This is a genomic window from Pseudooceanicola aquaeponti (assembly GCF_050897975.1).
In the GTDB taxonomy this organism is placed as follows: domain Bacteria; phylum Pseudomonadota; class Alphaproteobacteria; order Rhodobacterales; family Rhodobacteraceae; genus Pseudooceanicola.
Genome location: NZ_JBPAXY010000004.1, coordinates 552,332 through 565,047, shown reverse-complemented (window position 1 = coordinate 565,047; position 12,716 = coordinate 552,332). Strand labels below are relative to the sequence as shown.

Below are 12,716 nucleotides of genomic sequence, written 5' to 3'. Positions count from 1 at the left end.
ACACCCAGAACCTCGCCCAGCATGGCTCCTCCGAATAAGACACGTGCATAACGACGTCGTTATGCACGTGTCTTACCTCGGAACCCCAGCCTCAGGCAGGCGGCCCCAATCGGTCGGTTACAATTCAGGTAGCCTTGCCCGTCGACGATTTGCCGCTTTGGCGACGTCTGGAGTAGAACGTTCACGTTGCCTGCCGCCTTCATCGCATCAAAAAACGGTGCGCCAAGACGTTCATTGGCAAACCTGTCCCAATCAATCTCAGCGTTCTGGTTTCTTGCGGTTTGACAATAGCCGATCTCTTTGAGGCCAAATTCAAGGCGCATCATGACCTTGAAGAGCCGGTCGGCTCGTGCCGGGTGTTCACTGGTCTTTGAATAGTTCACCTCAACACCCGCCAAAACCGTCGCCTCCTGCTGGACGTTAACCATCACTATTTGCTTCACTACAGGTAGCATTCAATGTCCGCTTCCGGCAAGCTGACCTGCGGCAATGAGGCCGATATGAGCGTCTGGTATGGGCCGAAATTTCTTGGCGAATTTAGAACGAATGTACCCGGAATCGCATCAACTTACTGCGCCTGCCTTCCCTCATACGATCACACCACGCGCAATGAAGTTCGGCTGTCCTCCTCGGCATGCCGCCCTCGCAAGACACCGCTAGCCGTCGCCACAGCCAGACATGCAAACGGCCTCGGGTACTCTCCGAGGCCGTTTCTTGATCATCTCAGCCAAAATGACCTTGTGAGACGGTTAGGTCATGTCGCGTGGCACGCCACAAGCGGGATCGCCCCCCCTTCAGCTCAACCGCATTTGCTGTGGCCGCAGCTGGTGCAGGTCATGCAGCCCTCGATCATCGCCAGGGTGTACTGGCCGCAGCTCGGGCAGGCCTTGCCGCGCTTCGGACTGGTGCCGCCCGCGCCGGTGTCCAGGCCCACCACATTGGCAGCCGGGTCACTTTTCAGGCCCAGGCCCTCGCTTTCCAGGAAGCCGGTGGCGATCATGTGGGTCTCGATCACGCCGCCGATCGCCGCCAGGATCGAGGGGATGTACTTGCCCTTGATCCAGGCGCCACCGCGCGGGTCGAAGACCGCCTTCAGCTCTTCCACCACGAAGGAGACATCGCCGCCGCGCCGGAACACCGCTGAGATCATCCGCGTCAGGGCCACGGTCCAGGCGTAATGCTCCATGTTCTTGGAGTTGATGAAGACCTCGAAGGGGCGGCGATGGCCGCCGATCACCACATCGTTGATGGTGATATAGATGGCGTGTTCGCTGTCGGGCCACTTCAGCTTGTAGGTATTGCCCTCCAGCGCCGCCGGACGGTCGAGCGGTTCGGCCATGTAGACCACCTCGCCGCCCTCTTGGGGCATCTCGGGCTTGGCCTCTTCCTTCTTGTCCTCGACCGACAGGACAGAGCCGGTGATGTCGTTCGGACGGTAGGTGGTGCAGCCCTTGCAGCCCGTTTCATAGGCCTGCATGTAGACGTCCTTGAAGGCGTCGAAGCTGATGTCCTCGGGGCAGTTGATGGTCTTGGAGATGGACGAGTCGACCCATTTCTGCGCCGCCGCCTGCATCTTGACGTGATCGGCGGGGGCCAGGGTCTGGGCGTTGACGAAGTAGTCCGGCAGGGGCGCGTCGCCCTTCACGTCCTTCCACATCTGCACCGCGTAATCGACGACCTTCTCCTCGGTGCGCGAGCCGTCCTTTTGCAGCACCTTGCGGGTGTATTCATAGGCGAAGACCGGCTCGATCCCCGAGCTGACGTTGCCCGCATAAAGGCTGATCGTGCCCGTGGGGGCGATCGAGGTCAGAAGGGCGTTGCGGATGCCATGCTCAGCCACCGCCGCGCGCACGTCCTCATCCATCGCCTGCATGGTGCCCGAGGCCAGATAGGCATCGCGGTCGAAGAGCGGGAAGGCGCCCTTTTCCTTCGCCAGGTCGACCGAGGCCAGATAGGCCGAGCGCGCGATCTGGCGCAGCCATTCCTCGGTCTGGGCGGCGGCCGCGTCGCTGCCATAGCGCTGGCCCACCATCAGCAGGGCATCGGCCAGACCGGTGACGCCGAGGCCGATGCGGCGCTTGGCCTCGGCCTCGCGCGCCTGGGCCTCCAGCGGGAAGCCCGAGGCATCGACGGTGTTGTCCATCATCCGCACGGCGGTGCGCACCAGGCCGTCCAGCTGCGCCAGGTCCAGCTTGGCACCATCCTGGAAGGGTTGGGCCACCAGGCGGGCCAGGTTGATCGAGCCCAGCAGGCAGGCGCCATAGGGCGGCAGGGGCTGTTCGCCACAGGGGTTGGTGGCGGCGATGGTCTCGACGTATTGCAGGTTGTTCGCCTTGTTGATCCGGTCGATGAAGATCACGCCCGGCTCGGCGTAATCATAGGTCGCCTGCATGATCTTGTTCCAAAGCTCGCGCGCGGGCAGGGTCTGATAGACCTTGCTGTCAAAGACCAGCTCCCACGACCCATCGGCCTTCACCGCCTCCATGAAGGGATCGGTCACCAGCACGGACATGTTGAACATGCGCAGCCGCGCCGGATCGCGCTTGGCCTCGATGAACTTCTCGACGTCGGGGTGGTCGCAGCGCATGGTGGCCATCATCGCGCCGCGGCGGCTGCCTGCGGACATGATGGTGCGGCACATGGCATCCCAGACATCCATGAAAGACAGCGGGCCCGAGGCATCGGCGGCCACGCCCTTCACGTCCGCGCCGCGCGGCCGGATGGTCGAGAAGTCATAGCCGATGCCGCCACCCTGCTGCATGGTCAGCGCGGCCTCTTTCAGCATGTCGAAGATGCCGGCCATGCTGTCGGGCACGGTGCCCATGACAAAGCAGTTGAACAGGGTCACCTTGCGCTCGGTCCCGGCGCCTGCGGTGATGCGGCCTGCGGGCAGGAACTTGAAATCCTCCAGCGCGCCATAGAACACCTCTTCCCAGTGATCGGCGTCCTTTTCCACCGTGGCAAGGGCGCGCGCAATGCGGCGCCAGCTGTCTTCGACGCTGCGGTCCACGGGGCTGCCGTCAGCCTCCTTGAACCGGTATTTCATGTCCCAGACTTGTTCGGCGATCGGGGCGGCAAAGCGGCTCATCGGGGTCCCTTTCCGGGTGGCAGGTGTCGAGCGAAAGGATTACATCTTCGACCCGCTGGCGGCCAGCCTCCAGCAGCGGAGACTTGCGCGCCCGGGCGGGCGAGCTACCTTCCTAGTCGCCTCATTCGGCGGCTGCAACGAAGAATAGCCTGCGAACGCACACCACATATTGCATTCCGTTGCGTTTTCGCCACCATATATCGCGGGCGCCGCCGCGTCAAAGAAAGTGAAACAGGTTGTCCATGACTGTCCATCTGATCAAGCTAAGTGTCGGCACCGACTCGGTCGAGGATCTGGCCGCCTGGCAGGCCCTGCGGATCGAGCAGACCGGACAGGCGCCGCGCCATGTCACCCGCATGTGGCCCAAGCGCGAGGCCGAGATCCTCGATGGCGGGTCGATCTACTGGGTGATCAAGGGCCAGATCCAGGCGCGACAGAAGGTCGTCGCGCTGGAAGAGGTCGACCGGGGCGACGGCATCCGGCGCTGCGCCATCGTGCTGGACCCGACGATCTACCGCGTGGCGCCCAGCCAGCGGCGCCCCTTCCAGGGCTGGCGCTACCTGAAGCCCGAGGACGCCCCCCGCGACCTGCCCGCCACGCGCGGCGGCGACGACAGCCTGCCGCCCGAGCTGGACGCCGCCCTGGCCGAAATCGGCGTGATCTGAGGGCCCTCGGGCGCCCTGCCCTTGCCCCCCTGCCCCAGGCACAGAAAAACGGCCCGCGCATCGCACGGGCCGTTTTCTGTATCTCTTTCGCAATCGGGTCCGGCGTCGGGCCGGGGCCGATCAGAAGGCGGTGTTGATCGCGTCCAGCAGCGAGTTCGAGCGCGGGTCGAAGGCGCCGGCAGCAACCGAGTTCTGCGGCACGACCGGGCCGGACTTGTCGCCCAGCGGGAAGGTCAGGCCGAATTTCCACACGTCATAGCCACCGTCGGTGCCCAGCATGTCGATTTCGTTGCTGGTGTATTCGACGCTGGCCGAAAGCGGCATGTTGATCATCGAGGACATGTCATAGGCGACGCCGACACCCAGGATGGTCACGTCGACCACTTCGACGCTGCCGAAGGCACCGCCACCGAAGACGGTGAAGCCGTTGTAGTCATAGGCGGCGCCGATTTTCAGCATGTCCATGTCGATCTCGGTGCCCGACATGTCCAGGCGGCTGCGCGCCAGGCCACCGCCGACCAGCAGGTCTTCGGACACCAGGTAGGTGCCGCTGACACCCCAGTCGGTCACGTCCACGCCCGAGGGCAAATCCGGGTCGGTTTCGGTCTGACCGATGAAGGCCGAGACGTCCATCGCGCCGGTGGTGTAGCCACCCAGCAGGCCGAAGGAGGTGGCCGAAGCGTCGGCAAAGCCCAGGTCCAGCTTGGTGCGTTCGGCGTAGACACCGACATAGGCGCCATTGCTGAAGGTGTAGGTCGGGGTCAGGCCGACATAGCTCAGGTCCAGATCGGTGCTGACACCGTCGATGTCCAGGGTGCCCACGGTCAGGCCCATGCCCAGATCAAACCCGTTGCCGAAGGACAGCGTGCCCGCCACGTCCAGGGTCGGTGCATTGATGTCGGGGGCGCCGTCCAGCTGGCCCTTGCCCTCGCCCCAGGCATAGCCAAGGGTCACGGCACCATCGAAGGAAATCTGCGCGGCAGCCGCACCGGCCAGGCCGGACAGCAGCGCACCAAATGCAACGCTTTTGATCAGAGTAGTCATCTCGAGAACCTCTTAAATAGTCTTTTTACCGGCGGCGTTCTGCCTCCGCTCTGCCCCCTGATAGGCGCAGCTGCGAACCGAAGAGAAGCACCGCCTGACGCGCATTCGCGGCGTCGTTGCAAATTGATCACGTATTGGGAGCACCCCCCTCGGCAGAGCACCGCCCAAAATGGTTAATTCCGGCAAAATCCCGCCGAGAAGAGCCCAGGGGCCTGCGACAGACCGCGCAGTCAAAGCTTGGAACAAAGGGAAGACGCCCGTCCCGGCGCGACGCGCCCCGAAGACGGGCCCAGAGTCGGGAGCCGGGCCGGAAGCGGGGCTGAGGGGGCGCGCGGGACCTTCTGCGCCCGCGCGGGACCGGGCCACAGGCCGGGCCCCGCGCCGCTGCGATCAGTCCAGGTCGAGGCGGCGGATCAGCTGCGCCAGCACCGCACGGTCGGCTTCATCCATCGGCGCACTGCGCGACCGGAACAGCGTCGCCTGGCTTTTCAGCACCAGGCCGTCGCCAAGGATCTTCAGGTGGTTCGCGCGCAGGGTTTCCCCGGTGGTGGTGATGTCGGCCACCGCCTCGGCGGTCTCGTTCTTCACCGTGCCCTCGGTGGCACCCTGACTGTCCACCAGCTGGTAGTCGGCCACCCCGTGGGATTTCAGGAAATCGCGCACCAGGCGGTGATACTTGGTGGCGATGCGCAGGCGGAACCCATGGCGGCGGCGGAAGACCGCGGCGGCCTCGTCAAGGTCGTCCAGCGTGTCCACGTCGACCCACAGTTGCGGCACGGCGATGATCAGATCCGCATGGCCGAAGCCCAGCTCGGCCAGTTCCTCGACCCGCTGTTCCCACTGGCCCAGCTTCTCGCGCACCAGGTCGATGCCGGTCACCCCCAGGTGGATCCGGCCCGCGTTCAGCTCACGCGGGATCTCGCCCGCCGACAGAAGCACCAGCTCGACGCCCTCGATCCCCTCGACCTTGCCCGCATATTCGCGGTCGCTGCCTGCCCGGCCCAAGGTGATGCCCCGGCTGCCGAACCAGTCAAAGGTCTTCTCCATCAGCCGTCCCTTGGACGGCACACCCAGCTTCAGGCTCATGCCGCGTCCTCCAGTTCGACCATCAGGCCGGGGCGCAGGATGCCGCCCACGGCAGGAATGCCCTGCGGCTTGCCCGCGCTGCGGCCCAGCTCGCGGGTCAGCGCGTCATAGCGCCCCCCCGAAGCCACCGCCGGCAGATCCGGCCGGCCCGCGACGACAAAGCCGAAGACGAAGCCGTCGTAATATTCCATGTGGGTGCGGCCATAGCTGGCTTCGAACTCCAGCGCCTCGACGTCGACCCCGTACTGCGCCAGGGCCCCGGCGCGGCGGTTCAGCCGTTCGACCGCGCCCGAGATGGCGGGCATGTCGACGGCGATGTCGCGCAGATGCTCCAGCGCATTGGGCAGGGTCTCGCGCAGCGACAGGATGGCCTCGATCAGCTCGATCTCGACCCCGGGCAGCGGTCCTTCGGCAGCATCGGCGCGAAGCGCCTCCAGCCGGGCCTCGATCTCGGCCCGATCGCGCAGCCCGATCTCGGGGCCCGCGCCCGCGAAGGGGTCGGCCTTGGCCAGCAGCGCCTGACGGCTGGGCGGGAAGGGCGTGCGACCGGCGAAGCGATCCAGAAGCTGCTTGAACCGCGCCGGGCGCCACAGGTGGCGGCGCAGGGCGCGCTTGCGCGCCTCCGAGGTCGACAGCCCCTCGACCGCCGCCGACAGGATGCCGATATCGCCCGTGGTGGCGCGCAGCCCCGCCTTTTCGCGCAGCGGCTCGACCGCGTCGCGCATCCGGGCAAAGACCTCGGCATCGGCGGCCTCGGTGTCCGAGCCATCGAAGATCTCGAAGCCCACTTGCAGGTATTCGTTGGCCCGCGCCTCATCCTCTTCCTGGCGGCGGAAGACCTCGCCGGAATAAGTGTAGCGGGCCGGTTCGGCGCCTCCGGCCATGTGCATCTGCACCACCGGCACGGTGAAGTCGGGGCGCAGCATCTGTTCGCCGCGCAGCGCGTCCGAGGTGGTATAGGCGCGGGCCCGCAGGTCCTCGCCATAAAGATCCAAGAGCGCCTCGGCCGACAGCAGCACCGGGGCGTCGACCACCGCGGCGCCCGCGGCCTCGAACCCGGCGCGCAGATCGGCGGCGCGCGCCTTGACGCGGGCCCGGTCAGGGGAACGATAGGGCATCAGACGGTCCCTTCAGGGGCATAGCTGGCCAGGATCTCGGCGATCTTCGGCACCATCTCGGTGCGGGGCACCTCGAACTGGCTGGGCCGTTCCTTCCACTCTTCCAGGGTGGCGTTCTCGGCGATCTTGGCGCCCAGGATCAGGTCCTTGATCTGCACCACGCCGCGCGCCTTCTCGTCCTCGCCCTCGATCACGGCGACGGGCGAGTTGCGCTTGTCCGCATATTTCAGCTGGTTGCCGAAGTTCTTGGGGTTGCCCAAATAGACCTCGGCGCGGATCCCGGCCTGGCGCAGTTCCGACACGATGGCCTGGTAGTCACCCATGCGGGTCTTGTCCATCACGGTGACCACGACCGGCCCCTGCGCCCCGCCACCGACACGGCCCTTGGCGCGCAGCGCGGCCAGCAGGCGGTCCACGCCGATGGAGATTCCCGTCGCCGGCACTTCCTGCCCGGTGAACCGCTTCACCAGACCGTCATAGCGCCCGCCGCCCGAGACCGAGCCGAACTGCCGCTTGCGGCCCTTCTCGTCGAGGATCTCGAAGGTCAGCTCGGCCTCGAAGACCGGGCCGGTGTAGTAGCCAAGGCCGCGCACGACCGAGGGGTCGATGACGATGCGGTCATCGCCATAGCCCTGGGCCGCGACCAGACCGGCGATCTCGGCCAGCTCGTCCACGCCTTCGGCGCCCACGGCGCTGTCGCCCACGGCGGCGCGCAGGTTTTCCAGCGTCTGGGCCACGGTGGCACCCTTCGAGGTCAGGAAGGCGATGACCGGCTCGGCCTGTGCCTCGTCCAGCCCGACGCCGTCGATATAGGCGCCCGAGGCGTCCAGGCGGCCCTTGCCCAGCAGCTGGCGCACGCCCTCTTCGCCGACCTTGTCGAACTTGTCGATGGTGCGCAGCACGTCGGCGGCCTGGCCCTCGTCCGTGACGCCCATAGCCTCTAGCACACCGTTCAGAACCTTCCGGTTGTTGACCCGGATGATGTAATCGCCGCGCGGGATGCCGACCTCTTCCAGGCAGTCGGCCAGCATGGCGCAGATCTCGGCATCGGCGGCCACGGTGGCGGCGCCGACGGTATCCGCATCGCACTGGTAGAACTGGCGGAAACGACCCGGCCCGGGTTTCTCGTTGCGCCAGACGGGGCCCATGGCAAAACGGCGGTAGGGGGTGGGCAGGTCGTTGCGGTGCTGCGCATAGACCCGCGCCAGCGGCGCCGTCAGGTCATAGCGCAGGGCCAGCCAGTCGCCCTTGCCTTCCTCTTCGCCCTCTTGCCAGGCAAAGACACCCTCGTTCGGGCGGTCCACATCGGGCAGGAACTTGCCCAGGGCCTCGACGGTTTCCACCGCCGAGCTTTCCAGCGCCTCGAAGCCGTAACGATGGTAGACGGCGGCAATCTTTGCCAGCATCTCCGTGCGCTCCGTCACCTCCGTCCCGAAGTAATCCCGGAATCCCTTGGGGGTTTCCGCCTTGGGGCGCGGGGTCTTCTTCACCTTGGCCATCGTTTTCCCTCGCGGTTATCGCGCCCGGGGCATAGCCCATGGGCGGGGGCGGAGCAAGCCGGGGCGGCGGCAGGTCCGCCCCTCCCCCGCACACATACGTCAACGTCAGATTTCCTTAGCGCCCACGCCCATACGTGTTACCATCGCAGCCCCTGCCCGAAGGTACGGCGCAGTTAACTGGTTCGGAGGATAACGAATGAATGCCCTGGAAGAGCAGATCGCCCATCTGACACGGACGGTCGATGACCTGTCCGATGCCGTGGCGCGACAGCAGGGAGAGATCATGATGCTGACCCGTCGTGTGCAGATGCTGATGGAGCGGGAAGCAGAGCGTGAGGCCAATTCGGCGGGCAGTGTCTTTGTCGGGGATGAACGCCCGCCCCACTACTGAACCAAAGGCGCCCTGCCCCGCAGCCCGGCTGCGGGGCAGGCCGCCAGATCGACCCCGGGAGGGCGCGCCCACGCCATCGCCAAGCGCGCGCGCCCCGGCCCGGTCAGACCTCTTCCACCGCCAGCACGCCCGGCAGCGACTTGATCGCCCCCTTGATCTGCGGCGTCACCGGATATTCGGCATGGGCGTCCACCTCGACCTCGCCGGGCAGGGCCGGATCCATCAGGCAGAACAGGATCGGCCCCTTGGTCACCCCGCGCACCGTCTCGGCCGAACCTTCCAGCACGCTGGCCACCGAGGGGATCGCCCCCGCCGCCTCGACGAAGATCTTCAGCCCCACGGCCCCCGCTTCGGTCACCACCCCGTCCATCGGCGCGATGGAGCGGGCCAGCAGCTTTAGCTGATCGGCCTCGACATTGGCCTCGACCTGGATCACCACCTTCTCGCCGTTCTCCAGGAAGTCGCGGGATTTCTCCAGCGTTTCCGAGAAGATCGTCACCTCGTAGGCCCCTGTCGGGTCGCTGAGCTGGGCAAAGGCAAAACGGTTGCCGCGCGCCGACTTGCGTTCCTGCCGCCCCGTCACGATACCCGCCAGCTTGGCGATCACCGGCTGGTCCATGGCCAGCTTGTGCACCTCGTCCAGCGTCTTGACCTGCTTGCGCTTCAGCGCGCCCATGTAGTCGTCCAGCGGGTGGCCCGACAGGTAGAAGCCGATGGCCTTGAACTCTTCCGCCAGCCGTTCTGCGGGCATCCAGTCGTTCACGGGGGCCAGGCGCGGTTCCGGCAAATCGTCGCCCGCATCGCCGAACAGCGACACCTGGTTCGAGCTTTTCTGCTCCCAATGGGCGGCCGAGTAGGACACCAGCCCCTCCAGGCTTTCGAAGATCCGGCGGCGGTTGCGGTCCAGCTCGTCAAAGGCGCCGGCGCGGGCCAGCATCTCCAGCGGGCGCTTGCCGACCTTCTTCAGCTCGACCCGGCGGGCAAAGTCGAAGATCGTCGCGAAGGGCTTCTCGACCCCGTCCACCACGCGGCCCGTCTCGATCAGGCGCATCGCCTCGACACCGACGTTTTTCAGCGCGCCCAGCCCATAGACCAGCGCCCCGTCCACCACCTTGAACATCGCATCAGAGCGGTTCACGCAGGGCGGCACATAGGGCAGATCCAGGCCCTTCTTCACCTCCTGGAAATAGATGGTCAGCTTGTCCGTCAGGTGAATATCGCAGTTCATAACGCCCGCCATGAACTCGACCGGGTGGTTGGCCTTCAGCCAGGCGGTGTAATAGCTGACCACCGCATAGGCGGCGGCGTGGGATTTGTTGAAGCCGTAGTTGGCGAATTTCTCCAGCAGGTCGAAAACCTCGGAGGCCTTCTTCTTGTCGACGCCGTTCTTGGCCGCGCCCTGTTCGAACTTGGGCCGTTCGGCATCCATCGCCTCTTTGATCTTCTTACCCATGGCGCGGCGCAGCAGGTCGGCGCCGCCAAGCGAATAGCCCGCCATCACCTGGGCGATCTGCATCACCTGTTCCTGGTAGACGATAATGCCCTGGGTTTCGGCCAGGATGTGGTCGATACTCTCGTGAACCGAGGTGATCTCGCGCAGCCCGTTCTTGACCTCGCAGTAGACCGGGATGTTCTCCATCGGACCGGGACGATAGAGCGCCACAAGCGCCACGATGTCCTCGATACAGGTCGGCTTCATCTGCTTCAGCGCGTCCATCATGCCGGTGGATTCCACCTGGAACACGGCCACCGTCTTGGCGCGGGCGTAAAGCTTGTAGGTCTTCTCGTCGTCCAGCGGGATCAGGTTGATCTGGTTCTCGCCGCCGGGCGTGGGTTCATAGAGCTGGGTGCCATCGGCGGCCACATGCAGGTCGCGGCCAGAGCGGTGGATCTGCTGGATGGCGTTCTGGATCACGGTCAGGGTCTTCAGACCCAGGAAGTCGAACTTCACCAGACCGGCCTGTTCGACCCATTTCATGTTGAACTGGGTCGCGGGCATGTCCGACCGCGGATCCTGATACAGCGGCACCAGCTGGTCGGTAGGCCGGTCGGCGATGACCACCCCCGCCGCGTGGGTCGAGGCGTTCCGAAGCAGGCCCTCGACCTGCTGGCCATAGGTCAGCAGGCGGTTCACCACCTCTTCGTTGCGCGCCTCTTCCGCCAGGCGCGGCTCGTCCCGCAGGGCCTGTTCGATGGAAACGGGTTTCACCCCCTCCACCGGGATCAGCTTGGACAGCCGGTCGACCTGGCCATAGGGCATCTGCAAGACGCGCCCGATGTCGCGCACGGCGGCCTTGGACAGCAGCGCACCGAAGGTGATGATCTGCCCCACCTTGTCGCGGCCGTACTTCTCTTGCACGTAGCGGATCACCTCTTCGCGGCGATCCATGCAGAAGTCGATGTCGAAGTCGGGCATCGACACCCGTTCCGGGTTCAGGAAGCGTTCGAAGAGCAGCGAGTAACGCATCGGGTCAAGGTCGGTGATGGTCAGCGCATAGGCCACCAGGCTACCGGCCCCCGAGCCCCGCCCCGGCCCCACCGGAATGTCGTGATCCTTGGCCCATTTGATGAAGTCGGCAACGATCAGGAAGTAGCCCGGGAACCCCATCCCCTCGATGATGCCCAGCTCGAAATCCAGCCGCTTCTGGTATTCTTCGACCGAGACCGCATGGGGGATCACCTCCAGCCGGTTCTTCAGACCCTCATTGGCCTGACGGCGCAGTTCCTCGACCTCGTCATCGGCGAATTTCGGCAGGATGGGGTCGCGGCGATAGGCCATGAAGGCACAGCGGCGGGCGATCTCGACGGTGTTCTCGATCGCCTCGGGCAGATCGGCAAAGAGCGTCGCCATTTCCTGCGGCGACTTGAAATAGTGCTGCGGCGTCAACCGGCGGCGCGGCTCGGCCTGGTCGACATAGGCGCCCTCGGCGATACAGATCAGCGCGTCATGGGCCTCGTACATGTCGGTGGTGGGGAAATAGACATCGTTGGTCGCCACCAGAGGCAGCTCCATCGCATAGGCCATTTCCACGAAACCGCGTTCGGTCAGCTGTTCGGCCTGCGGCAGGCCGTCCTCGCCCGGGTGGCGTTGCAGCTCGACATACAGACGGTCGGGATAGGCCTGCGCCAGCCGGGTCAGCATCGCCTGGGCCTCGGGGCGGTGCCCGGTCTGCAACAGCGCGCCCACCGGGCCGTCAGGGCCGCCGGTCAGGCAGATCAGCCCTTCGGAATACTGCTCCAGCTCGGCCAGGGTGACGGTGGGCAGGGCCCCGTGCTTGTCCAGGTAGAGGCACGAGTTCAGCTTCATGATGTTCTCGTAGCCGCGTTCGTTCTGCGCCAGCAGGACCAGCGGGCCGGGGGGCTGCACCTTCTCGCCCGGCTGCGCCTCGTGCCAGGCGACCGAGACCTGGCAGCCGATGATCGGCTGCACGCCCTGCCCGCTGGCGGTGACGGAAAATTCCAGCGCCGCAAAGCAGTTGTTGGTGTCGGTCACGGCGACCGCGGGCATGTCCATCTTCTGGCACAGGCCCGGCAGCTTCTTCAGCCGCACGGCCCCTTCCAGGAGGGAGTATTCGGTATGGACGCGGAGGTGAATGAATCGGGGCTCGCTCATCCTTCCTGTTCTAGGCGCGGCGCGGGGGGCCAACAAGGGCCACGCCGCCCCGGCGGCCGGGCCCCGCCGCCGCATGGCCCGGCCGCGTGGCGCCGGACAAAGGCCAAACCGTGGGCAGCCGCCCGAAAAAGCGGCAGTATACAGGCGGGAAAGGCTTGCCAAGCGGCCCCTGCGCCGCTTTTCTGGGCGACACTACGGGGAACGCCGCCACT

General features: G+C 65.8%; 9 protein-coding genes. 2 read left to right on the top strand and 7 right to left on the bottom strand.

Annotated elements, in window-relative coordinates:
* Nucleotides 1-59: 59 nt before the first annotated feature.
* Nucleotides 60-428, bottom strand: coding sequence for a hypothetical protein (locus tag ACRARE_RS12440; protein WP_432656763.1), 369 nt, complete (start codon nt 426-428; stop codon nt 60-62).
* Nucleotides 429-799: 371 nt separating this feature from the next.
* Nucleotides 800-3,088 carry an adenosylcobalamin-dependent ribonucleoside-diphosphate reductase gene (locus ACRARE_RS12435; RefSeq protein ID WP_432656762.1) on the bottom strand — a complete coding sequence of 763 codons (2,289 nt, stop codon included), beginning with the start codon at nt 3,086-3,088 and terminating at the stop codon, nt 800-802.
* A 236-nt stretch (nt 3,089-3,324) separates the two neighbouring features.
* On the opposite strand from ACRARE_RS12435, the gene ACRARE_RS12430 reads away from it, so the two are divergent.
* Complete coding sequence (locus tag ACRARE_RS12430; protein WP_432656761.1) at nt 3,325-3,753, top strand: DUF1489 family protein; 429 nt, start codon at nt 3,325-3,327, stop codon at nt 3,751-3,753.
* Between the two features lie 120 nt (nt 3,754-3,873).
* Here ACRARE_RS12430 and ACRARE_RS12425 read toward each other — a convergent pair whose 3' ends face one another.
* The 4 genes from ACRARE_RS12425 to hisS form a co-directional block, all read right to left on the bottom strand.
* The gene (locus ACRARE_RS12425; RefSeq protein ID WP_432656760.1) at nt 3,874-4,797 is read right to left on the bottom strand and encodes a porin family protein; all 924 of its coding nucleotides are present in this window, start codon (nt 4,795-4,797) and stop codon (nt 3,874-3,876) included.
* Between the two features lie 390 nt (nt 4,798-5,187).
* A complete protein-coding gene (gene hisG, locus ACRARE_RS12420; RefSeq protein WP_432656759.1) occupies nt 5,188-5,883 on the bottom strand; it encodes an ATP phosphoribosyltransferase in 696 nt (231 codons plus the stop codon).
* Nucleotides 5,880-7,001 (bottom strand): ATP phosphoribosyltransferase regulatory subunit, encoded by a 1,122-nt coding sequence (locus ACRARE_RS12415; RefSeq protein WP_432656758.1) that lies wholly within the window; start codon nt 6,999-7,001, stop codon nt 5,880-5,882. Before ACRARE_RS12415 ends, hisG begins: the two co-directional genes overlap by 4 nt.
* Nucleotides 7,001-8,500, bottom strand: a complete 1,500-nt coding sequence (hisS, locus tag ACRARE_RS12410) for a histidine--tRNA ligase (protein WP_432656757.1) — start codon at nt 8,498-8,500, stop codon at nt 7,001-7,003. The genes ACRARE_RS12415 and hisS overlap by 1 nt, the downstream gene beginning before the upstream one ends.
* A gap of 196 nt (nt 8,501-8,696) precedes the next feature.
* On the opposite strand from hisS, the gene ACRARE_RS12405 reads away from it, so the two are divergent.
* Nucleotides 8,697-8,891 (top strand): SlyX family protein, encoded by a 195-nt coding sequence (locus tag ACRARE_RS12405; RefSeq protein ID WP_432656756.1) that lies wholly within the window; start codon nt 8,697-8,699, stop codon nt 8,889-8,891.
* A 103-nt stretch (nt 8,892-8,994) separates the two neighbouring features.
* On the opposite strand, the gene dnaE is transcribed toward ACRARE_RS12405, so the two are convergent.
* Entirely contained in the window at nt 8,995-12,504 is a 3,510-nt protein-coding gene (dnaE, locus tag ACRARE_RS12400; RefSeq protein WP_432656755.1) for a DNA polymerase III subunit alpha, read from the bottom strand.
* Nucleotides 12,505-12,716 lie beyond the last annotated feature (212 nt).

What these genes read in the sequence shown, in the direction of transcription:
- ACRARE_RS12435 (WP_432656762.1), bottom strand. Translation starts at nt 3,088, where the DNA reads ATGAGCCGCTTTGCCGCCCCGATCGCCGAACAAGTCTGGGACATGAAA.
- ACRARE_RS12425 (WP_432656760.1), bottom strand. Translation starts at nt 4,797, where the DNA reads ATGACTACTCTGATCAAAAGCGTTGCATTTGGTGCGCTGCTGTCCGGC.
- hisS (WP_432656757.1), bottom strand. Translation starts at nt 8,500, where the DNA reads ATGGCCAAGGTGAAGAAGACCCCGCGCCCCAAGGCGGAAACCCCCAAG.
- ACRARE_RS12405 (WP_432656756.1), top strand. Translation starts at nt 8,697, where the DNA reads ATGAATGCCCTGGAAGAGCAGATCGCCCATCTGACACGGACGGTCGAT.
- dnaE (WP_432656755.1), bottom strand. Translation starts at nt 12,504, where the DNA reads ATGAGCGAGCCCCGATTCATTCACCTCCGCGTCCATACCGAATACTCC.
- hisG (WP_432656759.1), bottom strand. Translation starts at nt 5,883, where the DNA reads ATGAGCCTGAAGCTGGGTGTGCCGTCCAAGGGACGGCTGATGGAGAAG.
- ACRARE_RS12415 (WP_432656758.1), bottom strand. Translation starts at nt 7,001, where the DNA reads ATGCCCTATCGTTCCCCTGACCGGGCCCGCGTCAAGGCGCGCGCCGCC.
- ACRARE_RS12440 (WP_432656763.1), bottom strand. Translation starts at nt 428, where the DNA reads ATGGTTAACGTCCAGCAGGAGGCGACGGTTTTGGCGGGTGTTGAGGTG.